Below are 26,126 nucleotides of genomic sequence, written 5' to 3' on the forward strand. Positions count from 1 at the left end.
GATTAACATGGAACAATAGGTTACTGTAACTAATTCTATTATATTTTAATATGCTATTATAATTGATATTAATGAATAATTCTGTATAATTAAGGACATAATAAACAAATGAAAAAGAAATTTATAGGAGCAGGAAGACATGACAAAAGAATATAATAGAGACATACATCATTTACACGACAAGAGCTACAAGGATTTATATTCTAAGAAAGAAATAGCAGCAGACTTGTTTAAGAACATAATAAAAGCCGAATGGGCGCAGCATATAGATGCAGATAAATTAACTCTAGTGAATAAGTCCTATGTAACATCAGATTATGAGGAAACAGAATGCGACATAGTATATACGGCAGAGATAGAAGGAACAAAGATGATATTCTATATACTTTTAGAATTTCAATCAAGGGTAGATTATACTATGCCACTGAGGTTATTATTCTATATGACAGAGATACTTAGAGAATATTCCAAGAATGCTAACCATAAGAAGCATGATAGAACAATGAAAATACCAGCCATAATACCAATAGTATTATATAATGGAGAAAAGGTATGGGATGCACCAAAAGAGTTTAGAAAGATAATATATAAAGAAAAATTATTTGGTGATGGATTAATTAATTTTACTTATGATATTATAGATGTAAATAATGACTTAGATAAAGAAGAATTAATAAATAGTAATAATGTATCAGCAGCTATATTTCTATTAGATCAAAAGATAGATGCAGTAGAATTTCTAAATAGAATCCAGGCTATAGCACTGTTTTTTAGTGAATTAAGTGAAGTAGAAACTAAGGCATTAAAGCATTGGATAAGAAATACAGTAGAGAATAGATTAGCAGAAGCAGCAATAGATATATTGGAAGCTGATAGGGAGGATGTGGAACTTATGTTAGCAAACAATGCTTTTCTACTAAAAGATATGAGAGAAAAATCTAAAGCAGAAGGCAAAAAAGAAGGTAGAGAGGAAGGAATAAAAGAAGGTAGAATAGAAGGCAAAATAGAAGGTAAATCAGAGGGAAGAGTGGAAGGAATAGAACTTGCAAAAAAAGTATTCAAATTTTTTGTGAATGGAGAAAAAATAGAAGATATATCAAGAAAATGTGAAATATCTGAAGATGAAGTAAAAAAAATATTGGATATAAATGATTAATATTATATTGATACTAATTAAGAAAATCATAATATTAACGTTATCAAACAACATTGGATTTTTAATTATCAATATTTACTTAATTCAATATTTTTTTAAGTAAGAATTACTAGTGACTTAATATACTTGATGACAATATAGATATAGTAGCAATCACCATAACGTTTAGATAATTAAAATAGAATCCAGGCTATACCACTGTTTTTTGGTGAATTAAGTGAAGTAGAAACTAAGGCATTAAAGCATTGGATAAGAAATACAGTAGAGAATAGATTAGCAGAAGCAGCAATAGATATATTGGAAGCTGACAGGGAGGATGTGGAAGTTATGGTAGCAAACAATGCTTTTCTACTAAAAGATATGAGAGAAAAATCTAAAGCAGAAGGTAGAATAGAAGGTAGAGAGGAAGGGATAAAAGAAGGAATAAGAGAAGGGATTGAAGCAAAAGCTGTTGCTATAGCATTGGAGATGCTTAGGGATAAAGAGTCAATAGATAAAATAATGAAGTATACTAAGCTTAGCAAAGAACAAATACTAGGAGTAAATAATAAGGAATGATATGATGGCAATTAATATTATGTTGAGATATCCTAAATATTTAAAAGGATTTAGATGTATAGCAGATAAGTGTGAAGATACCTGTTGTGCAGGATGGGATATTGATATAGACAAAGTAACTTTTAAGAGATATTTTAAAGTGAATAATCAAGAAATGAAAAAGATGTTTCAAAAGAATGTTCATAATAATCAATATTGTACTAGTGAAGATATTGATTATGGGCGTGTAAAACTTAAAAATAATAAGAGATGTGCATTTTTAGATGATAATAATTTATGTATAATATATTCTAATATTGGGGAAGATTATCTATCAAATGTATGCACATGTTATCCTAGAATTACTAATATTATAGATGGAAATTATGAGATGACATTAGATGTATCTTGTCCTGAGGCAGCAAGGAAGGTATTGTCACTTAAGGATGGAATAGAGTTTATAACTGAGAAGGTCACATTAAATAAGCATATAATATCAGGAAATATTGATACAAGGTCTAAGGAACTTAAGGGATCTATTTTCATGCATTTTAAGGAAATAAGACAAAAATCAATAGATATAATAGAGAATAAGAAGTATTCTCTAGATGAGAGATTATATGTATTAGGGGTATTTTTAGATAATATAACAGAGTTAGGAGACGGCGATGTAAGGGCTGTAGGCAGATATATTGATAACTTCAATACAAAAGATGCATTAGCTTTATATATGGCAGATGATATGAGATATATGATACAGATATCATTTTTTAAGGGATTATTAGATAAGTTAGATGTATTTAAGGAAGTAGCTAGTAAAACATTTAAGGCTTATACTGAAAAGGTATTAAAAGGGTATGATTTTGTAGATAATATAACTGAAAAATCACAAGAATATGTAGAAGCTTATAAGAAATATAATAATGATATTATGAGTAAATATGGCTACATATTTGAAAATTATCTTATTAACTTTATATATAATAATTTGTTCCCATTTTCAGAGAATGATGTTGCATTTCATGGATATATAATGCTTCTTATAAGATACTCATATATGAGGTTCTTCTTAGTAGGGCTTATGCTTGATGGAGAGGAATTAGATGAAGAAAAGATAATAACATTTATTCAAACATTCCTTAAGACAACAGAACATCACAAAACTTATTATACTGATGTTCTAGAAGAAGTTGTGCAGAATGAATATGATAATATGATGTTTGTGAATAATATTATATAGAATATATGATTATAACTGTTGTTTAACGTTTACAAAATGTTAATAGAATATATGTGCTTAATGTAACATAATGAAACTTTATATTGAATAATATTATAACATAAGGACAATAATTAAAGTCCTACAATAATATTATTTTAAGGGGTGGAATTATGAAAGAATCTCTAGACATTATAAAAGGAAAGATAACTGATAACTTAAGAGATGATTATTTTAAGGAACATGTAGTATTACCAAAGGCTTTTTATCTTATTGTTGAAGATGATTCAATTAAGTTCTTTGATTATACTGAAGTTGTTAAGAACAATAATGAATTAAAAAGTTATATGCTATATGAAGAAAATCTATTATTTAACAACAAGGATGATGTTTGGAGAGATACTATTCTATCAGCAACACCATATTCAATAATAACCACATATAAGAGTATATTTAATAAAAGAATTTTATTTGATATAGAACTTCATATAAGAATTTTAAGCTATCATTATGGTTTTCAGTTTGATGTAGAGAAGATATTAAACTGTTATAAGAAAAATATATCACACATTCAGAAAATTCTTCTAAAAGAAGGGGAGTTCCCTGAGGATACCAATGTAGTTATATTTTTAAGTGAAGATTTAGAGAGATATAGAGAAGCTTTTAAGACATATGTGTGTAGAAAAGCAATATTGTCTTGCTATGGAGAAGATGAGTATGACTTAAGTGGAGTAACCTATGAAGAATTATGTTTATTATCTTATTTATCTAAGGTTGATAATGAATGTTTATTAGATATATTAGAGGTTCAAGAAGCTTCAGATAACTTATTTAAAAAGGTTGAAATAATAGAAGACACAGTAGATAAGATGTTGTCATATCTAAAGGATGATTTAGATACATTTAGAGATAAAGCAAGAGGTAGAGCTCTAGTATATGATAGAGTGTTCTGTTTTGCCTGTTCACCTATAAAAAATGGTGATGTGAAATTATCTTTTAGTAATGATGCAAGTTTATTTTTATTAAATAAAAGATTCTTTTCATTATATTATCTTATAAATAACAACAATAAGTTACCAGATAATATAAAGAATATAATATTTGAAATATATAATCAGGTATTTCTAAAATGTAGTGATGTATATCTAATAAGTGAAATAGTGAAGAATAACCTAAATGAAATAGATAGATTGTAAGGGGTATCTGAGAAAAAGTATCACTAATTGCAAATTGTGGCAAGTGGTGATGCTTTTTTTGTTTTTAAAATAGTATAAGGTCTTTTCCATAACTGTGTTGAAGTTATTTGTTGGATAATATTGATTATTATTACTTCAACATTTTAATGGAAAAGACCTTATATTTTTTACACTATAGGAAATTATATAGAATCTAGATCTATGGATAACACATTAGAATATATTTCTTATAGAAAAGTAGGAATATAATGGTACAAAGAAAAATTATAACTAAAGGGGGAAAGTGTATAGTAGTAAACAGCTTGTAAAATAAATTCAATAAAATGTAAATTTGATTAATAACAAGAGCATTTATGTGTATTTATAAATTAACAAAATGGATAGAAAAAATTAAAAAAAAATTAAATGATATCGATTACAAACAAGTGTATAATTGTAAAAATATTGATAATTGAAAATATATAATATATAATTTATTATAGATTACTCAAAGTAGGAGGATTTTAAATGAATGAAAATTATATTGGGGTAAAAGATATACTGATGGCTATTCGAAAGAAATGGATATTAATTACAATTATTACGATATGTGTGACTGGATTGTTTGGAATATATAGCTATAAAGTTTCTAAACCAGTATATCAAGGAAGCTCAAAGGTTATAATAGGAAAGATTAACACAGATGACTTATCAATTTCATCAACTGATATAACATTATTTACTTCATTAAAAGATACTTATCAAGAATATATAAAGAGTACATCTTTCATGAAAGAAGCATTAGATTTTAAAGATTTAGATATGGATCCTAGAAAGGTGTTATCAGGATTAAGTATAACTTCATCTGAAACATCGACAACTATGACAATATCATACTCAGGAAATAATGTTAAAGATGTATGTAATGTATTAGATGCAGTAACAGAGTATGTATGTTATTCATGTACAGATATTATTTCTAATGCGAAAATAAGTGTGTTAGAAGAACCTTATGTTAGTACTATTCCAGTTAGTCCTAACCATAAGAAGGATTTAGTAATAGGATTTCTAGGAGGCTTAATAATAAGTGTTGGACTTACAATTATTCTAGAACTTACAAATGGAAAGATTAGAACAGAAGAGGACTTAACAAGTGTTACTAGTTATCCAGTTCTAGGTAATTTGTATAAAATAGATAGAAATTCTGATCCATTAGTAGTTCTTAATAATCCTAATTCAATACAAGCAGAAGGGTATAGGGGACTTAGAACTAGTATAGAATATTCATCTTTTGATAATAAGATAAAAACATTATTAATAACTAGTTCGCAACCTTCAGAAGGGAAAAGTGTTACTACAGCCAATCTAGCATTAGCATATGCACGTGCTGAGAAGAAAACACTTATAATAGATTGTGACTTAAGAAAACCTACGCAACATAAGAAATTTAGTATTATAAACAATATAGGATTATCAGATGTATTAGTAGGAAATAAGGCATTAGTTCTTGCTATACAGAGTATAGATGAAAATTTAGATATTCTACCAGCAGGCAGTGTAGTACCTAATCCAGCAGAATTAGTTTCATCACAAGCAATGACTAATTTAATAGATAAATTGAAGGCACAATATGATTTTATTGTCATAGATTCACCACCTGCATTAGTGGTATCTGATGCACAAACATTAGCAACTAAGGTTGATGGAGTAGTAATAGTAGCTAAGGCTAATTTCTCTAAGAAAAATTCTATGAGAAATGCAAAGAAGAGCTTAGAATTAGTAAATGCTAATATAATAGGAACTGTTCTGAACTTCAAGGATAAGGTAAAGGGATATTATGGCCACTATTATGGGAAAAATAGAAAAAAGGATTGAGGGAAGTAGTATATGTTAATTCTTAAATTAAAATATCATATTTTAGCATTCTTTAAAAGACTAGGATATAGAATTATATATGGACATAATGTTATTTTTGGAAAGAGTGTTGGATTCCGAAAGGGATTTCACATATCAATAGAGCAAGAAGGAAAGATAAAAGTAGGAGATAGGGTGTTTTTTAATAATTTCTGCTCAGTAAATTCACTAGAATATATAGAAATAGGGGATAATACTATATTTGGTGAATGTGTGAGAATCTATGACCACAATCATAGATTTAAGGACAGAAATAAGAAAATAATGGAGCAAGGTTATAATACAGGCAGAGTTAAGATAGGTAAGGATTGTTGGATAGGTAGCAATGTAATTATCTTAAAAGGAGTTACTATAGGAGATGGTGTTATTATAGGCGCAGGTTGCATAATCAATAAGGACATACCTAGTTATTCTGTAGTAAGAGGGGAAAGTAAGTTAACTATTGAAAGGAGAAAATAATGGAATATCCAATTAGAGTATTAGTTTTAGACACTGTTATGGATAGGGGAGGTGCTGAAACTATGATGATGAATTATTTGAGAAATATGGATAGAAGTAAGGTTATATTAGACTTCTTGGTTAATAGAGATTACAAAGCAGATTATGAAGACGAAATAGAGAAACTAGGTGGTAGAATATACAGAATGTGTCCTATGTATCCTCAGTATTTTGGAAGATATAAGAGAGAAATAAGAGAATTCCTTATAGAACATCCAGAATACAAGATAATACATTCTAACTTAGAAGAGAGAAGTTATTTTGCATTAAAAGAAGCTAAGAAATTAAATATACCTGTTAGAATATCTCATTCACACAATGCACCTAAAGGATTTGATATTAAATCTATAGTAAGATATTATTTCAGAGCTAGACTTATACCTCAAGTAACACATATGTTTACATGTGGATTAGAGGCAGGAGACTGGCTATATGGAGTTAAAAATAGGGATAAAGTAATAATGCAGAATAATGCTATTGATGCTAAGGCTTTTGAATATAATAAGGAATTAGAAGAGAAGGCAAAGAAAGAATTTGGACTAGAAGGAAAGTTTGTAATAGGACATGTTGGAAGATTCTTTCCTCAGAAGAATCATGGATTTCTTATTGATATATTTAATGAAGTATATAAGAGAGATAAGGATGCGGTTCTAGTTCTAGTAGGTGGAGGAGAACTACAAGATTCTATAAGAGAAAAGGTACAAGCGTTAGGATTACAGGATGCAGTTAAATTCTTAGGAGTAAGAAGTGATGTAAATTATATAATGCAGGCTTTTGATTTATTCATATTACCATCATTGTTTGAAGGACTTCCAGTAACAATGGTAGAAGCACAAGCAACAGGAGTTAAATGCATAATATCTGATAAGGTACCTAGTCAATGTGCAATAACAGATAATGTGGAAATAATTAAACTAGAGGATTCTCTAGAACATTGGGCTGAGAGAATATTATCTTATAAAAATAGTTACAATAAGGTAAGTATGTATGATGAGATAGTAGAGAAAAAGTTTGATATAAAAGAAAATGCAAAATGGATGGAGAATTTCTATATTAATGCAATTGGTGAGAGATAATGGAAAAATATTTTAATGATAGTCAGAACAAGTATAATAAAAAATTAATAATAATGAGTATAATACCTATAACTATAATAGCTAAGATACTTCAATTTACAGTACTTCCTGACAAATATTTCTGGGATAGTGCAAGAATTAATTCTATGGTTACTGGTAGCGGAATAATGCCATCTTGGGAAGGATCATATAAAATAGCAGCCAATGTATTCAAGAAGTTAAATATATTTGGATTTACAGACCTTGAGGATTGGGCAGTTCTAATAGCAACTGTATTTAGTCTCCTATTAGTTATTATGTTAACAAGACCAAAGGAATTAGACATTATTCAAACAGCTTTTGTACTTGCTAGTATAGGACTATTAAATATATATATTTTTAATATAAGTAAGGATATTATTCAATATTTTATATTTATGCTTATTTATATTGTGTTAATGATGGATTTTTTGAAACCTATAATAAAAGTTATTCTATCTTTTCTGATATTTTATTGGGAGAGTACATTCTTTAGAAGTTATTACCTAATAATAGGTGTATTAGCAGTTGTTCTGTATTTTGTTTTCTCTATAAGAGCGAAGAAGGATAAAAAGATGACAGTAGGCTCAGTTCTTTTAATTGTAGCTATTGCATTTGCAACTATATATGCATTCTTGCTAGCAGCATCAGTAGTAATGCCAGCAGATTATAAGGAAGTAATATATGTTCGACAAACAAATCTGAATGATGTAGCCGTTTCTCAGATAGAAAATGTATTTCCTATAGATGGAACATTAAATAATTTCATGATTAATTATGTTATAAATGCAGTTAGAATGATGATACCAGTAGAGCTTATTAGAAATGGTGTTTTTTATCTGCCATTTGTTGTGTATCAAATATTCATACTATTCTATTTGGTAAAAACAATAAGAGGTTTGAGGAAGGAAATGAATGAAACAGCCATTATAGCTTTAAGCGTATTTACAGCTTATTTACTAGGATCATTTATATTTGAACCTGATTTCGGTTCATTTGTAAGACATGAAGCTGCTACATTTCCAGTTTTGCATCTAATGGTGTTAGATAAATGTAATATTATAAAAGCAACAAATAATAAGGAGGTAGCAGAAGTTGAATAATACAGGGAAAACCAATATATGTTTCTTCTCAGGGGATATAACTAATAGTGGAGGAACTGAAAGGGTAGGAACTATAATTGCAAATGAATTAGCCAAGTGCACTGATAGATATAAGGTATCATTTGTAAGCTTAGTTGAAAAACGTGATAAACCATTTTTCGATATAAGTGATAATATAGATAGGTTTAAATTATATGATGAGCCTGTTAGAGGCCTTACTCATATAGTTCAGATATGTCATAGGTTAAAAAAGGTTGTTAAAAATAATAATATAGATGTTTTAATTGATATTGATGGAATATTAGACATGTATTCACTCGTAGTAAAGAAGTTTACAAAAGTAAAAGTTATATCATGGGAACATTTTAATTTCTATCAACATCCAACAGTAGGACATAGAAAATATACAAGAAGGTTAGCAGGTAAGTATGCAGATGCAATAGTTACACTTACTAAGGCAGATGTTTCATACTATAAAGATAATATAAACATAAGATGTCCTATAACATATATTCATAATCCAGTTATGAGTTTATCAGAACAACATATATATAATGCTGACTCTAAAATTATCTTAAGTGTAGGAAGATTAACTAGTCAAAAAGGTTTCGATATGTTAGTTGATGTTGCAAAGGAGATATTTAAAGATGATAATGAGTGGAAGTGGATAGTGTTAGGTGAAGGTGAAGATCGACCTACATTAGAAGAAAAGATAAAACAATATAACCTTCAAGATAGAATAATACTTAAGGGTAATGTTAGTAATGTAAATGATTATTATAAAGAAACAGGAATATTTGTATTAACTTCAAGATATGAAGGACTTCCTATGACACTTCTAGAAACTAAACCTTTTAAACTTCCAGCAGTGAGCTTCGATATAAAAACTGGTCCTAATGAATGTATAATTAATAATGAAAATGGATTTCTAATAGAACCATTTAACATACAGGATATGAGTGAAAAGGTTAAATTATTAATGAATAATAGAGATTTAAGACAAAATTTCTCGGATAATGCACTAATGGATACTGATAAGTTTGATTTAAGAAGCATAATGGATAAATGGAATGAAATATTAAATAGTATTAAATAATTAATATTTGCAAGGTATAAAGTTCATTAAAGGGGATTAATATGAAGATAAGTATAATTGTGCCTGTATACAATAATGCAAAGTATATATCTAAATGTATTGAAAGTATAATTAGTCAAAAATTTAGTAATTGGGAATTGATTTTGGTAAATGGTGGTTCACAAGATAAAACTAAAGAAATATGCGAAAAGTATGCACATAAAGATGAAAGAATTATATTAATTAATACTATCAATGAAGGACCTTCAGGAGCTAGAAATATAGGACTTGATTATGCTCATGGAGAATACTGTATGTTTGTTGATGGGGATGATTATATAGAACAAGATACTTTGAAAATTTTAGCTGATGAAATAAAAGAAAAAGATTATCAAATAATATTCTATGGAAATTATAATGATATATTGAATGATGGTAAATATACTATAAAAAATGAGAATGTAAGTAAAGAATGTGCTTTTAATGATAATAGTGAGTTTCAAAAAGTATATAAAGATTTATTAGACAATCATCTTGTAAATCAAGTATGGAATAAAATATATAAGAAATCCTTTATTGATGAAGTTGGAGCAAGATTTCCAAAAGGAATTAATTATTCAGAGGATTTAATATTTAATATAAAACTATACAAAAAGCTACAAAGTGGAATGGTTATTGATAAAGCATTATATCATTATGTGAATCATGAAAAAGATAGTTTATGTACAACATTTAATATAAATAAGTTTAATGATATGAAATATGCGTATGTTAAAGTTTGGGGTTTTGTAAATGATTGGAATGAGGGGCTGAAACAATATATTAATAATTGGTTTGTGAAAAATATAAATATTTATATTAATTCATTATTTAATTCTAGTTGTCAACTTAATTACTCGCAAAAGAGAGATATATTAGAAAATATAATTAAAGATGATGTAGTTCAAGAATGTATAAGTTCTAATAGTGCTATAGGATTAAGAAATAAAATAACAACTTTTATTATAAGAAATAAATTGACATCTATAGCATTATTAATGGGGCGAGTTACAAGAATTATAAGAAAAAGATAGATATATAATGAAAATCATTTGGAGGGATAAAATGAATAAAGTTGGATTAATTACTTATCATGCTGCACAAAATAATGGATCTTTTCTACAAGCTTATGCACTAGAAAAGAAAATATCAAAAATAGAAGGATATAAATGCGATATAATTAATTTTTATTCTTATGAACAAGAAGAATTATATTCTGTATTTAAGAAAAATAATTCATTTAGAAATATAGCTAAGAATTGTGTTGCATGTTTAAATTACAGAAATTTAAAAAAGAGACATGATGATTTTGATAACATAGTTAATAATTCAATGTCACTAAGTAAAAAATGTTATAAAACATTAGAAGAATTGGATGAAGCAGAAAATGAATATGATATTTTTGTTAGTGGTAGCGATCAAATATGGAATGTAGATGCGTGGGATTATAATGATGCTTACTTTTTAAGTTTTGTTAATAACAAACCTAAAATATCATATGCATCTAGTTTTGGAGGAAAAATAGATTCTAAAAAGGCACAAAATTATAGTGACAATGTAAGAAAATTCTTAAATGAATATGATTCTATTGCTGTAAGAGAAGTAAAAGGACAGAAATATGCAAAATCATTAGTAGATAGGGATGTACAAGTTGTATTAGATCCGACTTTTTTATTAGATCAGCAAGATTATGATAAAATATGTGCAGATAGATTAGTAGAAGGTGATTATATATTCTTTTATTCTATTGATTATAATGATGCAGCGTTAAAAATAGTAAAAAAGTTCGCAGAAATAAATAATTTACCAGTAGTAGTTGTATATTCTGGTGATAATAAATCATATAAAACATTGAAGTATGGTTTCAAAATGCTTAAAGAAGCAGCTCCTAATCATTTTTTAAGTTTAATAAAACATGCTAAATATGTTCTATCAACATCATTTCATGGAACAGTTTTTTCAATAATATATAATAAGCAATTCTTTACTGTAAGAGGAACTGAAAATGGAAAAATAAATAATGATGATAGATTAACAACAATATTATCAAGATTAGGACTAGAAGATAGGCAATTATCAGAATTATCTAAAGAAGAAGATTATAGACCTAGTGATATAGATTATAGTATAGTTAATCCAAAACTTGCAGAAGCAAGACAAGAATCAGTTGATTATTTGGTTAATGCATTAAATAAAGCATCAGAAAAAGTGAAAGGATAGATGAATTGATGATATGTAGTAAGGATAATTGTACAGGCTGTTATGCTTGTTATAATATATGTCCCAAACAATGTATATCTATGGAAGAAGACGAATATGGTTATATTTATCCTACAATAGATGAAGAGTCTTGTGTTAATTGTAAAGCGTGTGAAAAAGTATGCCCATCTAATGTGCCAATAGATGATTTTAAGAAACCTATGAAAACATATGCTTCGTGGAGTAATGATGAAAAAGATAGAGTTACGAGTTCATCTGGGGGATTATCTTCTGTTATAGCAACATATGTTGTTGAAAATGGAGGCTATGTGTTTGGTGCAGTATATGAAGAAGGACTTAATGTAAGACATATTGAAGTAAATAATATTGAAGGATTAAAGAGGATAAAAGAATCTAAATATACACATAGTTCTATTGAAGATACCTTTAGAAATGCAAAAAGACTCCTTAACAACAATAAAGATGTTTTATTTGTAGGAACACCTTGTCAAATAGCTGGATTACTTAAATATTTAGGTAAAACATATGATAATTTATTGACTATAGATATAATATGTCATGGGGTTCCATCTAATAGAATGTTACAAGAATATGTAAGAGATACAACTAGCGAAAAGGTAGATAAAGTTAGATTTAGAAGTGGCACAGATAATAACTTTGCAATTACGTTTTTACAAAATGACAAGATTGTATATAAGAAACACTTTAGAGAAAGTGAGTATTATATGGGATTTATGGAAGGAATGATTTATAGGGAAAATTGTTATAAATGTACTTATGCTAGAAAAGAAAGAATAAGTGATATTACATTAGGAGATTTCTGGGGAATAGGCGAAAAGATTCCTTTTAATCATAATGTAGATAAAGGCGTTTCGGTAGTTTTATGTAATACGGACAAGGGAATAGCTATAGTAGACAAAATAAAAGATAGAGTTTTTATAGAAGAAAGAACATTAGAAGAAGCGGTTTTCAAGAATGAACAATTAAATAAACCAACTAGAAGACATCCAAAGAGAAATCAATTTTTAGATTTATACAAAAATAAATCATTTAATAAATCAATAAGAAAATGTTTAAGAAGAGGTTTTATTAAATTTAAGGTAAAAAAATATCTGTTTATAAAATAATCTATAGTTATTGGAGGACTTAGGGGATGGAAGTAAAGAAAGCTAATAGAATTTCATGGATTGATGAGCTGAAAGGATTTGCTATTATTTTAGTAATGTGTGGACATGCTGTTTTCCCAGAGTTATTGAAAGTTGAATTATATTCATTTCATATTCCACTCTTTTTTTTCTTGTCGGGATATGTATTTTCTACAAGAAAATACAATGGGTTTAAGGAATTTTTGAAAAGTAAAATAAGGAGTTTGCTAACTCCGTTATTATCTTTTTCAATTTTTATATTTGTTTTTGATTTTATAGTAAAATATTTAATTTTAAATGTTTATGACTTAAGGAGAGTATTATTTGAAATACCAGGATTATTCATACAAATAAGAGGAACTTTCCTTGGTGGAAGTATTTGGTTCTTGCCTTGTTTATTTGTTACCGAGATAATTTTTTATTTTATAATTAAGTTTGCCAATAATAATAAATATAAGATATTTTTATGTATAATTTTTTCAGCTATAGTTGGATATGTTTATTTTAGATATATTAATAAATTATTACCTTGGTCTGTTGATGCAGCTTTAACAGCAACATTTTTCTTGGGACTGGGATATTTAAGTAAAGAATGTAAAGAGATATTTGATAAAATTGTTAATATAAAGGTAGCTATAATTTTATTTGTTTTAAATGTTGTTACAGCGTACTTAAATTATAGAATATTTGGAGAACGTGTAGATTTATATGCATGTAAACAAGGTAATATTTTATTATATTATATTTCAGCAATTTCAGGTATATATATGTGTATAAGTATAAAAAGATTATTGAAAAAAAATGATATATTAACAATAGTGGGAAAGAATAGCTTGATATATTATTGTATGCATGGATCAATATTTACAGTGTTTACAGCAATATTAGCATGTTTTACCTCTGTTGATGACTATGATTTTGCAAAGGCTCTAATTATAGGAATTATTATGGTAATGTTAGCAAGTATAATTATTTATTTTGTATCAGATTTTATTAATAAAAAGTGTCCATTTATATTAGGAAAAATAAGTATTTGTAAGGATGATAGAATATGAAAAGAGAAAAGATATTATATATAGTAGAAGGGTTTGGGGGAGGAGTTTATTCTTATATAGTTCAGTTAGCTAATGAGATGATTAATTATTATGATATTACACTAGCTTATAGTATAAGACCTGAAACACCAGATACCTTATTTGATGATTTTGATAAGAGAATAAAGATGGTAGATTTACAGAATAAAAGAGAGTTAAGTTTTTCTAGTGATATAAAAGGTTTCTTTAAGATAAGAGATCTTATAAAAGAAGAAAAACCAGATATACTTCATCTACATTCTTCAAAAGCTGGTGTTATGGGTAGAATAATGAATGTAACAGTTAGAGGAAGAAAAAATAGAAAGGTATTTTATAATCCACATGGGTTCTCTTTTTTGCAAACAGATATATCTAAGATTAAGAGAAATATATTTTATTTTATAGAATGGTTTACTAGTAAGTTTGGTGGAACTATAGTTGCAGTATCAAAAGGTGAAGGAGAAGAAGCTAGTAAGTTTTCTAAGAGAGTTAAGGTTATTAATAATTCAATTAAATTAGATGAAATAGATGAGATACTTAAAACGTATAATGAAGTAGCTACAACATCTGATAAAAAAGAAGATAATAAGTTTAAGATTGCAACATTAGCTAGAATATCAGTACAGAAGAATCCAGAGTTATTTAATGAGGTAGCAGAAGCAACTGATGATAATTATTTATGGATAGGGGATGGGGAACTTAGAGATAAATTAACTTCTTCTAATATAGAAATTGCAGGATGGCAACTTAAACCTGATGGATTAAGAATGTTATGTGATAGTGATATATTTATGCTAACTTCTAGATGGGAAGGCTTACCTATATCTTTACTTGAAGCTATGGCACTAGGTAAAGTATGTATCGTAACTAATGTAATAGGAAATAAAGATGTTATAGTAAATGGAGAAAATGGATTTATTGCTAATAATAAAGAAGAATTTGTAGAAGTAATAGAAAAGCTTAGAAAAAATCCTGAATTATTTAATAAGATATCTAAGAATGCAAGAAAGTGCATAGAAGAAGAATTTGAAATAAATATAATGTTTGATAATTATAGAAAGCTTTATTCTGAATAGTAATTAGTTTATATTTGACGGATTAAATTGAAGAACATATAATAAGGAGTTAAAAAATGAGCGGAGAAAAGAGCATCAAGAAGAATTATGTATTTAATGTGTTAGCTCAAATAGTAAATATAGCATTACCATTGATTACAGTACCATATGTTTCTAGAGTATTAGGTCCTAAGGGGGTAGGAATTAATAGTTATACAAGTGCAATAGTACAGTATTTTGCATTAATAGGATGTTTAGGACTTACGACATATGGAAATAGGCAAATTGCATATGTTAGAGATGATAAAGAAAAGATGTCTAGAACATTTTGGTCTTTAGTATTATTAAGGATGTGTACATTAGGAATAGCATTAATTTTATATATATTTATTTTTGGCACTAATAAACAATATGGAAATGTTTATTTAATACAATCAGTTGCAATAATAGCAGTTATTTTTGATATTAGTTGGCTATTTATGGGCAATGAAGATTTTAAAAGTCTTTTTACAAGAGGTTTATTAGTAAAAATATTATGCTTAGTTGGAATTTTTGTATTTGTAAAAGATGAAAATGATTTATGGAAATATATTTTACTTAATAATGGAATAATTTTATTAGGTAATTTAGTTATGTGGATCTATGTTCCAAAGATGGTCTACAAAGTAAAAAGGTCGGAAATTGATATAAGACCTCATATTTTACCAGCAGCAAAGTTGTTTGTGCCAACAATTGCAACACAATTAGCACAACTTATTGATAAGACTATGTTAGGTGCTATATCTACTGAGGTTCAAACAGGATATTATGAACAATCTCTTAAGATAACAGGATTTACAATAAGTTTAGTAACAGCATTAGGAACAGTTATGCTTCCTAGAATGAGTAATGCTTTTGCAAATGGACGAAAAGAAGAAATGAATAAGTATTTTAATACATCATTAAAAGCTGTTTCATTTATTGCTGTTCCAATGGCCTTTGGTATAGCAGGAATATCTAATGAATTTGTTCCATGGTTTTTTGGGCCTAAATTTACTGATGTAAAATTGTTGTTAATGATTTTATCAATTCAGATGTTTTTTATAGCAATAAATAATGTTTTAGGTATGCAATATTTAGTCCCAAGAAATAAGAATAAAGAATATACAATAGCTATTTTAATGGGGGCGTTAACTAATTGTTTAATTAATCTTGTTTTAATTAATAAATTCAATGCATTAGGTGCATGTGTGGCAACTGTTATTGCAGAAATAGTAATAACTATAAGTGAATTGAAAATAATAAAATCAGATATTGCGTTTAAAGCTTATTTAAGATGTTTGATTAAGTATGTTATTTCAGCAATTTTTATGTATATGATTGTAAGAGTAATAGGAAGTTTTATGGGAGCTGGAGTTTTAACTACTATTGTACAAGGAATAATTGGTATTATTGTATATGAAATTATGCTTATTATATTAAAAGATGAGTTAAATAGTTCTATTTTAAAAGGTATATTAAAAAGAAAATGATGTTATAAAATTTTTTTGATTAGGTGTATTGTTAACAAGAATTAATGGGAGAATTGGAATGGAAAAATTAGTAAGCATAATAGTTCCTGTTTATAATGTTGAAGCATATTTAGATAAATGTGTAACTTCATTAGTAATGCAAACATATAAAAACATAGAAATAATTTTGGTTGATGATGGTTCTACAGATTCATCAAGTAAAATATGTGATAAATGGAGTATAAGAGATTCTAGAATACGAGTTATACACAAAGAAAATCAAGGCCTTTCAGCTGCAAGAAATGATGCTATAGACATAGCAAGAGGAAAGTTATTTGCATTTGTAGATAGTGACGATTTTGTAGTTGAAGATATGATTGCAACATTAATATATTATCAAAATAAATTTAATGCAGATATAGTACAAGGAGAATTTTGTAAGTTTATAGATGGTGATGAAATACCTATAATAGATAAACCAATTAAATATAATATAGTTACAGGAATTGAGGCTATAAAAAATATATATTATAAGAAGCCAAGTGTAGAATCTATTGTGGTTTGGAATAAGTTATATAATGCTGATTTATTTAAAAAAATTAGGTTTCCAATAGGTAAAATTCATGAGGATGAGTTTACAACATATAAGTTATTTTATTTAGCTTCAAAAGTCATTTATATAAATAAAGTTATATATTTATATAGACAAAGGAATCAAAGTATTATGTCAGAAGGCTTCAATATAAAGAGATTACAGTGGCTAGAAGCAAATGAAGAGAGAATTGATTTTATTGATAAAAATATAAATGATAAGGAATTAAGTGGTAAGGCTATTGAAAGCTATGGAAATAGAATAATGGATTATCATTATTTACTTAATAAATATTATAAGAATGATAAAGAGAATCTAAATTTATTGTTAAATAAAGCTAAAAAAATTAAGAAAAGATATATGCAATGTGACAATATAAGTTTATTAAGTAAGATTAAATTCAATATATGGTTATGGCTAAATCCTTTAATATATTCTCTAAATAAGATTAGAAGAAAAGTTATTCCTAAAAAATGAAATAATAGGGTTCTTATTAATTTTATAATATAAAATTAATAAAGGAGTATAAAAATGAAGTTAAAAAGTGATTATAAATGATATGTAAACACATCTAAAAGTGTTAATTTTTTGATATACTAAAGGCTTATCTCAAATATCCGACATATAAATATATAGTTAATTTAAGAATGTGTAATATGTTAAAAGGAAAGAAAGCTTTGTTTTTAATTTTTATATTTTTTAGATTAAACTTAAGAAGATTGTCAATAAAGTTAGGTATACAAATACCATATTATACAGACATTGATGAAGGATTTATGATTTTTCATTATAATTGTATTGTTATAAATGGTGATGCTGAGATTGGCAAGAATTTCACTATAAGACATGGAGTTACAGTTGGTGATGTTAATGGTAAGACACCTATTATAGGAGACAATGTTACTATAGGAGCAGGAGCAAAGGTTATAGGCGGAATAAAGGTAGGAAATAACGTTGTAATTGGTGCAAATGCAGTTGTAAATAAAGATGTACCTGATAATTGTGTAGTTGCAGGTGTCCCAGCAAAAGTAATAAAGGTTAATAACAAAAAAGTAAGCAATTAGCTTACTTTTTTTATCCAATCACCTAGATACTTCATATTATATAGTGAATATATATATAAACGATAGGAGAGATGAAGTATGCTTTATGATATAAGAAATTATGGAGCATTAGGAGATGGAACTAATGACGATACTATTGCTATTAATAAATGCATTGAAGAGGTAGGAAGTAAAGGTGGAGGAACAATACTATTTTCTAGTGGGGACTACAAGGTTACAGATACTATAATTATTTCTTACAGCAATATAACTTTAAGTGGTGATTCTAGTGGTAAGTCTAGGATTATATATTATGGTAAAGGTTATAATATGGATTTAATAAGGATATGTGGAAGCTATAAAAATATTTTGCATGACATTACAATAGAAAAGTTAAATATAGATGGAACTAATCAGTTATATAAGGGTGGAGTGGCAGAAGATAGTTTATTATTAACCGCCCCTAATCCTTTAGGAAAAGGAATGACAGGTATAAGGTCTGAATATGCTTATAATATTACTATTAGAGATAATACGTTAACTGATATTTATGGAGACGGAATAATATGTAAGAGAAGTCCTTTTACTCTTATAGATCATAATACTTTATGGGATTGTTCTGCGAGTGGTATGGCAAGTACAAATACTGATTATCAAGGTGATGGTATTACAGCATTTATGTCATTTGCAGTTACAATAAGTAATAATTATGTAGTTAACAGAAGAAAGTTTAAGGTTCATAATAAGTTGGCAAAGGATGTATACGATTTACAATGTGGAAGAAGTGGATTAGAATTTGAATATACAGTAGATATGGATAATCAGAAAAATCCAAAGAGATGGTGTCCGTTTTCTAGTGAGTTAGTGAAAAATACAACATCAGGTTATGCACTTATTGCTAAGAACAATTATGTATATGGCTATAATAAGGGAATGCATTTAGAATATGGTGTTAATGTTTTAATAGATGGTAATACATTTGTTCATAATAATATAGGTATACTTGATGCAACAGGAGGTAATACTCTTATAACAAACAATGAATTTAATAGTGATAATGTAGGTGCAAGTCCTCAAGGGGGATATGATTGGTACTATGCAGCTATTGCTTTTACACATTTTCTAGGCACTGATTTTGATAATCCTATAGTATCTAATAATAGATTTTATGGAGATAGTGCAGGTATAATCATAGGTAGGAATAAGCTTAGAATAGAGAATAATGAATTCAGGAATACTGGACATTATATTATTCAGAGGATAGGTGTAGCTAGAGATATAACTATAGATGGAAATAGATTTGTATGTAATGAAAATTTAGAGAAGAATAAGAACTATATAGATAAGTTTAGTATTCAATTTACAGATGGCAAGATAATTAATAATACCTTTAATTCTAAGAGTGTATTTATGAAGTTAGGTATGTGCATGAAAGAATGTATATTTGCAAATAATACTTTCATAAATACTCAATTATATTATGTATATTCTAATTATAATAATATATATAATTCTAATATATTCGTAGATAACATTAGTGTGGATACTAGAAGCTTTTTAGCAAATGCTTTGAATACAGACAGTATATACGAGTGTAATCAATTTTTTAGTAGGAATGGAAGTATGATTATAGGTGTAGGAGATAGAAGTATCTTTATAAATAATAAGATATATATGAAGAATTTTAATAATTTTTATTTGTTAGATGCAGGTAGAGATGTACTAATAGCTAATAATGAATTCAAGATAACAGAAGAACTTGCTTCGAAAAAATATCTAATAAGAAGATTTATAGCAAGTAATACGTATAATGTAAGATATGCTAATTATATAAGAATAAATAATAATACGATAATAGGTGGAGGAAAGGATTTCTTTATATTATTCCAACAAGGGGACCAAGCTACTCGTTCTATAGAGATAAATAATAATATTCCTAATAGGTATATCAATATAACAACTAATAGACCATATAATGGTCAATATTATAATATAGGAGATAAGACTTGTGAGAATTCAGATGGAAGCTATTATAAATGTATAAAGGAAGGATATTATTCTGATGTTAAGTGGAAGAGTGGCTATATTTATTCTCTAGGAGATTATATTATTAATTCGGATAATAAAATATATAGATGTAACTCAAGTGGTGTAGCTAGTACAATAGAACCTAAGCATAATAAGTCTAATATATTAGAAGAAGATGGGGTAACATGGACTTATTATGGAGAAATTGCTGAATTTGTACAAATCAATTAAATTTGTAGTTAAGGATTTATAGGCCTTTTGAAATTTGTATCTACAAATATCAAAAGGCCTTTTAAAATTATGCAGAATATGGTATATTAAGGTTGAATGATATAAAAATGACAAAATTATGGGGAGAAATGATATGGAATCATATATAAAAAATAGATTAAAGAATAAATCTGTAAATGATTCGGCGATTATAATTGTTGAATATGCAATTCTAGCAATAGTTGTAGTGGTGCTTTTTACTTTGTTAATAGCAGATACATATCGAGGATTTAAAATTGGAAATACTGATATAAATGTAAAAGTTTCAGATATAAAGATAGAAGAAGCTAAACAAAGAGGTCAAGATGTAATAGTTATACCTAGTGATAAGTGGAAGTTTTCTAGAGATAATGTTGTATCATGGGGGATATATTTCTCTAGTTATTTATTAGTTATTACTATACTTATATTTGTTACTAGTAGAGTAATAAAGTACTCTTTTGAAGTCTTTTATAAAACTAAACTTAAAGATAATGTTGATAAGATGTTTATGACTTTAGAAAAGTTATATAGACAAGAATATTATGAAGAAATTAAATATGAAGAAGACAATGAAATGTATAGAGTATTTCAAGTGTTAGAAAAAATGAGACAAAAGATTGTATTTTATCAAGAAAGAATTGAAAATCTGAAAAAAGATATGGTTGATGTGTCACATAATCTAAAAAGATGTATTTATAAATGTATAGATATTCAAAATAAAAAGATTGATATATTACAGGAAAATATAAAAAGTTGTATTATTGATGTTAAGCAAATTAATGAAACAATGTATTCTTTAAAAGATTTTATATATGAAATAAAAAGTTATATTGCATCTAATGAAAAGATATATAGATGTGATATAAAAGAAATTAAGAGAGAAGAGATACCTATTGATAGACTTGTATTAGATATAAAATCTTTATTTAAAAAATTGTCTAGTAAATATGATATTAGATATAAATTAATTGATGCAATTAAAATTAACAGTTGTAATATTGATAAAGAGAATTATTTATTATTACTTAGTCTAGTTGCTGAAAATGCATTTTGTTATGCAGAAGATAGAGTAAAAATAGTATTAGGATCAGAGCAAAATAAACTTCTAGCTTATATAGAAGATGATGGATATGGATTTACAGAAGAAGAGATAGAACATGGAAAAGATGCATTTTATATAGGTGATGATAACTTTAATATTAATAAAGGGATTGGTCTGTATATTGCTGATAACTTGGCAAATAGACAAGGTGGGATAGTAAAACTGAAAAATTCCTCAAAGGGAGCAGTTGTTAAGATAGAAATAGCAATATAGAATGTTAAAGATAAAAAATTATTAGACGATAAATATAGTATAAAGGAAACTTATAAACATTTATTGTATAATAAGGGGAGATGTACATATGGAAATGGATGAAAGAAAGATATCCAAAGAGGATTCAGGAAATAAATTAACAGAAGAAAACATAGATAAATTATTTTCAAGCTATATTACTATAGAAACTGTAAATAGTGATGAAAATAAAGATAAATGATTTTCTATAGAAGAGAGTATTCATAAAAATGCTTCATTATCAATAAATATGATAATAGAAGCATTTTTTATTGTTTAGGAGGCCTTTTATGGATATAAGAAAAAATTTGTTAAACAGTTATACTATACCAAATAGAAAAATGAAGCTATTTACCTATAATTTTTTAAAAAGGCTTAGAAATGAATTACTAAAATATAGAATTGATGAAAAAGAATCTTACTATGGATTTTATCTACAGATTGAAGGAACTATTAATTATTACAGTGCATTAAGAACTACTTGTGAAGAATTTAATGTGAAAAATGCTATTTTTGATTATGCTTTAAAGCTATCAGAGGAGAAAGCTGATATATTTAATGATTTTATTATAAGAAGTATGGTAAAGAGAGGATTAATAGACGAAGGAAATATTTATGATGGCATCCCGGATTATTCAGAGAGCTCAGATGAATTTGTTTATATTAATACAATAAAAGAATGCAAGAATTACAATGTGATTGTTGGTGAATGGAAACTGAAAGAAAAGGATATAATTCAATAAAATAAAAAGTAATAATTATTGATACTAATAAGATGAAAAAGTAAGAAACAATAATTTACTTTTTATATTGTAATTTTTGTTTTAATTCTTTTCCATATGTGTGTTGATGAAATGTGTTTATATATAAATTTATATGAAGAATTTTGATTACAAAAGTAGCTTTTAGCAGTATATTAGGAAAAATAATACATAAAAAGAAAAATATATTTTACAATAAATTGATTTTGTGTTAAAATAATTATTAAAATGTAAATATTATTAATAAATGTTGTATAAAATGTATGGAGGGGTCACATGAGTAGAAAAAAAATAGCTTGTATAATTGCAGCTACAGTTATTTCAATGAACTTATTTACAGGATCAATATCAGTATCTGCAGATACAAAAATAGTAGGGGGATGTTCTGCAACATATACAGATGATGCGGATTTTGATCAAGGAGTTATGAACAATGTATCTTATGATAATGCAAGTGGAGAATTGCAGATATCTAAGAAACAAAATAATCAAAATGTATCATTAGTTTATTCATTAAAAGATATAGTATTGTTTGGATATGAAGATGATACTAATGTAACTATAGTTGGTCAATCGGGTGAAGATGTATGGTCTGGAACTATTAATAGAGGGGAAAATATAATCGTTAACATAAAATATTATGGAGTATATAAGGTTGTTACAGATAAAAAAGTCTCTATTCTTACAGGTGATCCAATAACAAGTGGTGTATCAGGATATTATGCAATGGATCAAGATGGATACGGAGCTAGTAATGAATTTTATGTACAAGTTCCTAAGAAATATGATAAGTGTCAATTTATAGTTACATCTATGGAAGATAATAATTATGTTGTAATTGAAAATTTAAGTGAAGGCACAATTGCATTTGAAGGTGTATTGAATGAAGGAGAACATTATTCAATTGAACCTACAAAGGATAATATAAAATATAAGTATCATGTAAAATCAACTAAGAAAAGCTCAGCTTTAGTAGATTATGATCAATCATATTATGCACCAGATGTTAATGGTAAGTGGAGTGGAACTAAATTATATACACATATAGGTAATACAGGAGATTGGACACATGAATTAACAGTTTACTCATTTGCTGATAACAATAATGTTACTATAACTGATACAGAAACTAATGAAGTTCTATGGAGTGGAGTTCTTAATTATGGAGAAAATAATGTAATATCTTATGAAAAAGGAACTGATACTTATGTAAAAATAGAAAGCTCAGATACTGTTACAGCAGCAGTTCAACCATGGAAGATGTCAAATGAAAAATATGCACAAGGTACTTATATTCCAGATAAAGATGGATCAGGAATAGGTACTGATTTCTTAGGTTCATGTATTAAGAATGGGCGTATAGTTGTTATGGCGTACAATGATAATACAACTGTTGAATTATATGATTCATTAGATAATAATAAATTATTAAAAACTGTATCATTAGAAGCTGGTAAGTTCTATAGATTTGAACCTAATAACGGAGCATTTCATATAAAATCAAATAAGGCAATAAGCTGTTATTCAGGCTTTTCAAGTGCAAATGCAGGATTTGCACCAATTCAATATGGTGATAATGTAACAATAAAAGATGGAAGCTGGAATGTAGTTAAAGATTCTGAAATAGAAGATAACAATTGGAATAAAATATCATGGACAGCCGAAACACCAGAAGGAACTTCTATAAAGGTAAGTGCAAGAACAGCAAATACTGAAGAAGAATTACAAAATGCTGAATATGTTTATGTGGATAATGGTGTTAATAGTGATAAATTAAATGGTAGATATATTCAAGTTAGAGTCGAATTCAATACTGATTCTGAAGTATCACCTGTATTAAAAGATATAACAGTAGGAGAAAATTTATATACAGACTTTTCTGGTGAATTAAGTGCAAATAAATCTTCAATATATAATAATGAAAGTTTGGATGTAGATTTTAGTATAAAAAATGATGGTAATGCTAGTATAGGTGAAAAAAGCTACATAATGAAAGTATTAGATGCTGATGGTAATGTTGTTAAGGAAACTGAACCAGAACAAATATCATTGCAAGCACATTCTAAATTTACAGGATCTATGAAGCTTTCAGGAAGAGAACTTGGAATAGGTGAATATACAGTAGAATTGATAGATGTTACAGATAGTGAACCTGTAGTATTAGATTCTTGCAACTTTAAAGTTATAAAGAAACCAGAAGTAGTAAGAGTAGAGAGAGTATCAGGAAGCATAGAAATAGATAATAAAACAATTAATAATAATGAAAATGCAACAATAAGTTATTCATTAAAGAATCAAGGAAATGTAAAATTAGCATCTAAAGAATATAAAATAAGATTATTAGATGAAAATAATAATGTAGTTAAAGATATTGAAAATAGTGGTTACTCTTTAGAAGTAGGTGGACAATTTAGTGATACATTAACATTATCAGGAGAAGGATTAGCTGCAGGACAATATACTATTCAATTAGTAAATGTTTCTGGTAATAATGAAGATGTTTTAGATTCATGTATATTTAATGTATCAGAACCATTAGTTGAAAACTTAACAGGTACTATAGTAGGAGATAAAGAAGTAATATCTAATAAAGATACATTAGCTATAGACTATTCAATTAATAATGAAGGTAATATAGATGTAGATAAGAGAGATTACAAGGTAAAATTATTAGATGAAAATAATAATGTAGTTAAGGAATTAGTTCAAGGATACGTTTCATTACAAGCTGGAAGTTCATATAGTAGTTTATATGAATTATCAAGTGATGAATTAAAGAATGGCAATTATACAGTACAACTTACTACAGTTAAAGATGGAGAAGAAGCTGTTATTGCAAGTTATTCTTTTAAAGCTGTAATAATCGAAGAAGATGAACCTGTTATAGATGTTAAACCTTCTGATGTTAATAAACCTAAAGAAGATGAAATATCTGGAGAAATAGCAGGGGTAGAAGCTAAAAATGATAATAAAACTAAAGTTACTTTACCTAATACATTAATTAAACCAGATGCTGCAGTAGCTGATGTTAAGGCAAATGCTAAAACAGGGGACAATAATAATGTACTAGGATATTTAGCAGCAGCTATAGCATCACTAGGAGCTATAGTACTAGCTATAAGAAGTAAATTTAAAGTAAAATCAGATAAATAAAAATAGCATTTATTATGTTGATTAAAAGCCGCCTTTTGATGGTGGCTTTTTTTACTTTTTAAGTCGACTTGGCGATTCTTATATATTCTAATTTATATTATTTGAGTTATAGGTTTCTTGAATTATAGTTCTATTTTGAAATGTATAAGTTCTTTTCCATAAGTGTGTTGA

General features: G+C 27.1%; 22 protein-coding genes. All 22 read left to right on the forward strand.

All coding sequences use genetic code 11. From position 1 onward, the window contains the following. Nucleotides 1–139 precede the first annotated feature (139 nt). The 22 genes from KQI77_RS02805 (at nt 140) to KQI77_RS02905 (ending at nt 25,955) form a co-directional block, all read left to right on the forward strand. Nucleotides 140–1,156 (forward strand): Rpn family recombination-promoting nuclease/putative transposase, encoded by a 1,017-nt coding sequence (locus KQI77_RS02805; protein ID WP_216388149.1) that lies wholly within the window; start codon nt 140–142, stop codon nt 1,154–1,156. Between the two features lie 327 nt (nt 1,157–1,483). After that, nucleotides 1,484–1,714, forward strand: coding sequence for a hypothetical protein (locus tag KQI77_RS02810; protein ID WP_216388151.1), 231 nt, complete (start codon nt 1,484–1,486; stop codon nt 1,712–1,714). A 4-nt stretch (nt 1,715–1,718) separates the two neighbouring features. Further along, complete coding sequence (gene fliB, locus KQI77_RS02815; RefSeq protein ID WP_216388153.1) at nt 1,719–2,933, forward strand: flagellin lysine-N-methylase; 1,215 nt, start codon at nt 1,719–1,721, stop codon at nt 2,931–2,933. A 152-nt stretch (nt 2,934–3,085) separates the two neighbouring features. Further along, a complete protein-coding gene (locus tag KQI77_RS02820) occupies nt 3,086–4,108 on the forward strand; it encodes a hypothetical protein (protein ID WP_216388155.1) in 1,023 nt (340 codons plus the stop codon). Between the two features lie 507 nt (nt 4,109–4,615). Continuing rightward, a complete protein-coding gene (locus tag KQI77_RS02825; protein WP_216388157.1) occupies nt 4,616–5,962 on the forward strand; it encodes a polysaccharide biosynthesis tyrosine autokinase in 1,347 nt (448 codons plus the stop codon). A 12-nt stretch (nt 5,963–5,974) separates the two neighbouring features. Further along, on the forward strand, nt 5,975–6,460 hold the full coding sequence (locus KQI77_RS02830) for an acyltransferase (RefSeq protein WP_216388158.1): 486 nt from the start codon (nt 5,975–5,977) through the stop codon (nt 6,458–6,460). After that, nucleotides 6,460–7,575: a glycosyltransferase family 1 protein gene (locus tag KQI77_RS02835; protein WP_216388160.1), complete on the forward strand. Its 1,116-nt coding sequence runs from the start codon at nt 6,460–6,462 to the stop codon at nt 7,573–7,575. Before KQI77_RS02830 ends, KQI77_RS02835 begins: the two co-directional genes overlap by 1 nt. Continuing rightward, nucleotides 7,575–8,696 carry a hypothetical protein gene (locus tag KQI77_RS02840; RefSeq protein ID WP_216388162.1) on the forward strand — a complete coding sequence of 374 codons (1,122 nt, stop codon included), beginning with the start codon at nt 7,575–7,577 and terminating at the stop codon, nt 8,694–8,696. Before KQI77_RS02835 ends, KQI77_RS02840 begins: the two co-directional genes overlap by 1 nt. Next, on the forward strand, nt 8,689–9,792 hold the full coding sequence (locus tag KQI77_RS02845; RefSeq protein ID WP_216388164.1) for a glycosyltransferase family 4 protein: 1,104 nt from the start codon (nt 8,689–8,691) through the stop codon (nt 9,790–9,792). The genes KQI77_RS02840 and KQI77_RS02845 overlap by 8 nt, the downstream gene beginning before the upstream one ends. A gap of 41 nt (nt 9,793–9,833) precedes the next feature. Further along, the gene (locus KQI77_RS02850; protein ID WP_216388166.1) at nt 9,834–10,844 is read left to right on the forward strand and encodes a glycosyltransferase family 2 protein; all 1,011 of its coding nucleotides are present in this window, start codon (nt 9,834–9,836) and stop codon (nt 10,842–10,844) included. 31 nt (nt 10,845–10,875) lie between these two features. Continuing rightward, nucleotides 10,876–12,030 carry a polysaccharide pyruvyl transferase family protein gene (locus KQI77_RS02855; RefSeq protein WP_216388168.1) on the forward strand — a complete coding sequence of 385 codons (1,155 nt, stop codon included), beginning with the start codon at nt 10,876–10,878 and terminating at the stop codon, nt 12,028–12,030. Nucleotides 12,031–12,038: 8 nt separating this feature from the next. Then, the gene (locus KQI77_RS02860; protein ID WP_216388170.1) at nt 12,039–13,157 is read left to right on the forward strand and encodes a Coenzyme F420 hydrogenase/dehydrogenase, beta subunit C-terminal domain; all 1,119 of its coding nucleotides are present in this window, start codon (nt 12,039–12,041) and stop codon (nt 13,155–13,157) included. A gap of 26 nt (nt 13,158–13,183) precedes the next feature. Further along, nucleotides 13,184–14,230, forward strand: coding sequence for an acyltransferase family protein (locus KQI77_RS02865; RefSeq protein ID WP_216388171.1), 1,047 nt, complete (start codon nt 13,184–13,186; stop codon nt 14,228–14,230). Beyond that, nucleotides 14,227–15,324: a glycosyltransferase gene (locus KQI77_RS02870; protein ID WP_216388173.1), complete on the forward strand. Its 1,098-nt coding sequence runs from the start codon at nt 14,227–14,229 to the stop codon at nt 15,322–15,324. The genes KQI77_RS02865 and KQI77_RS02870 overlap by 4 nt, the downstream gene beginning before the upstream one ends. Nucleotides 15,325–15,380: 56 nt before the next feature. Continuing rightward, nucleotides 15,381–16,814, forward strand: coding sequence for a flippase (locus KQI77_RS02875; RefSeq protein ID WP_216388175.1), 1,434 nt, complete (start codon nt 15,381–15,383; stop codon nt 16,812–16,814). 58 nt (nt 16,815–16,872) lie between these two features. Further along, nucleotides 16,873–17,862 carry a glycosyltransferase gene (locus KQI77_RS02880; protein WP_216388177.1) on the forward strand — a complete coding sequence of 330 codons (990 nt, stop codon included), beginning with the start codon at nt 16,873–16,875 and terminating at the stop codon, nt 17,860–17,862. Between the two features lie 179 nt (nt 17,863–18,041). Further along, complete coding sequence (locus KQI77_RS13150) at nt 18,042–18,449, forward strand: serine O-acetyltransferase (protein WP_301281671.1); 408 nt, start codon at nt 18,042–18,044, stop codon at nt 18,447–18,449. A gap of 78 nt (nt 18,450–18,527) precedes the next feature. Next, the gene (locus tag KQI77_RS02890; protein WP_216388181.1) at nt 18,528–20,687 is read left to right on the forward strand and encodes a glycosyl hydrolase family 28-related protein; all 2,160 of its coding nucleotides are present in this window, start codon (nt 18,528–18,530) and stop codon (nt 20,685–20,687) included. A 133-nt stretch (nt 20,688–20,820) separates the two neighbouring features. Continuing rightward, nucleotides 20,821–22,023, forward strand: coding sequence for a hypothetical protein (locus KQI77_RS02895; protein WP_216388183.1), 1,203 nt, complete (start codon nt 20,821–20,823; stop codon nt 22,021–22,023). An 88-nt stretch (nt 22,024–22,111) separates the two neighbouring features. Further along, the gene (locus tag KQI77_RS13155; protein WP_301281672.1) at nt 22,112–22,243 is read left to right on the forward strand and encodes a hypothetical protein; all 132 of its coding nucleotides are present in this window, start codon (nt 22,112–22,114) and stop codon (nt 22,241–22,243) included. 88 nt (nt 22,244–22,331) lie between these two features. Continuing rightward, nucleotides 22,332–22,784 (forward strand): hypothetical protein, encoded by a 453-nt coding sequence (locus KQI77_RS02900; RefSeq protein ID WP_216388185.1) that lies wholly within the window; start codon nt 22,332–22,334, stop codon nt 22,782–22,784. Between the two features lie 294 nt (nt 22,785–23,078). Next, on the forward strand, nt 23,079–25,955 hold the full coding sequence (locus KQI77_RS02905) for a hypothetical protein (protein ID WP_216388186.1): 2,877 nt from the start codon (nt 23,079–23,081) through the stop codon (nt 25,953–25,955). Nucleotides 25,956–26,126: the final 171 nt, after the last annotated feature.

Origin of the sequence: Clostridium sp. MSJ-8, assembly GCF_018918325.1 — a bacterium.
GTDB lineage: Bacteria > Bacillota > Clostridia > Clostridiales > Clostridiaceae > Clostridium.

Bases quoted from the DNA above. Each gene is read 5' to 3' on its own strand.
- KQI77_RS02805 (WP_216388149.1), top strand. From the start codon at position 140: ATGACAAAAGAATATAATAGAGACATACATCATTTACACGACAAGAGC.
- KQI77_RS02810 (WP_216388151.1), top strand. From the start codon at position 1,484: ATGGTAGCAAACAATGCTTTTCTACTAAAAGATATGAGAGAAAAATCT.
- fliB (WP_216388153.1), top strand. From the start codon at position 1,719: ATGGCAATTAATATTATGTTGAGATATCCTAAATATTTAAAAGGATTT.
- KQI77_RS02820 (WP_216388155.1), top strand. From the start codon at position 3,086: ATGAAAGAATCTCTAGACATTATAAAAGGAAAGATAACTGATAACTTA.
- KQI77_RS02825 (WP_216388157.1), top strand. From the start codon at position 4,616: ATGAATGAAAATTATATTGGGGTAAAAGATATACTGATGGCTATTCGA.
- KQI77_RS02830 (WP_216388158.1), top strand. From the start codon at position 5,975: ATGTTAATTCTTAAATTAAAATATCATATTTTAGCATTCTTTAAAAGA.
- KQI77_RS02835 (WP_216388160.1), top strand. From the start codon at position 6,460: ATGGAATATCCAATTAGAGTATTAGTTTTAGACACTGTTATGGATAGG.
- KQI77_RS02840 (WP_216388162.1), top strand. From the start codon at position 7,575: ATGGAAAAATATTTTAATGATAGTCAGAACAAGTATAATAAAAAATTA.
- KQI77_RS02850 (WP_216388166.1), top strand. From the start codon at position 9,834: ATGAAGATAAGTATAATTGTGCCTGTATACAATAATGCAAAGTATATA.
- KQI77_RS02855 (WP_216388168.1), top strand. From the start codon at position 10,876: ATGAATAAAGTTGGATTAATTACTTATCATGCTGCACAAAATAATGGA.
- KQI77_RS02860 (WP_216388170.1), top strand. From the start codon at position 12,039: ATGATATGTAGTAAGGATAATTGTACAGGCTGTTATGCTTGTTATAAT.
- KQI77_RS02865 (WP_216388171.1), top strand. From the start codon at position 13,184: ATGGAAGTAAAGAAAGCTAATAGAATTTCATGGATTGATGAGCTGAAA.
- KQI77_RS02870 (WP_216388173.1), top strand. From the start codon at position 14,227: ATGAAAAGAGAAAAGATATTATATATAGTAGAAGGGTTTGGGGGAGGA.
- KQI77_RS02875 (WP_216388175.1), top strand. From the start codon at position 15,381: ATGAGCGGAGAAAAGAGCATCAAGAAGAATTATGTATTTAATGTGTTA.
- KQI77_RS02880 (WP_216388177.1), top strand. From the start codon at position 16,873: ATGGAAAAATTAGTAAGCATAATAGTTCCTGTTTATAATGTTGAAGCA.
- KQI77_RS13150 (WP_301281671.1), top strand. From the start codon at position 18,042: ATGTTAAAAGGAAAGAAAGCTTTGTTTTTAATTTTTATATTTTTTAGA.
- KQI77_RS02890 (WP_216388181.1), top strand. From the start codon at position 18,528: ATGCTTTATGATATAAGAAATTATGGAGCATTAGGAGATGGAACTAAT.
- KQI77_RS02895 (WP_216388183.1), top strand. From the start codon at position 20,821: ATGGAATCATATATAAAAAATAGATTAAAGAATAAATCTGTAAATGAT.
- KQI77_RS13155 (WP_301281672.1), top strand. From the start codon at position 22,112: ATGGAAATGGATGAAAGAAAGATATCCAAAGAGGATTCAGGAAATAAA.
- KQI77_RS02900 (WP_216388185.1), top strand. From the start codon at position 22,332: ATGGATATAAGAAAAAATTTGTTAAACAGTTATACTATACCAAATAGA.
- KQI77_RS02905 (WP_216388186.1), top strand. From the start codon at position 23,079: ATGAGTAGAAAAAAAATAGCTTGTATAATTGCAGCTACAGTTATTTCA.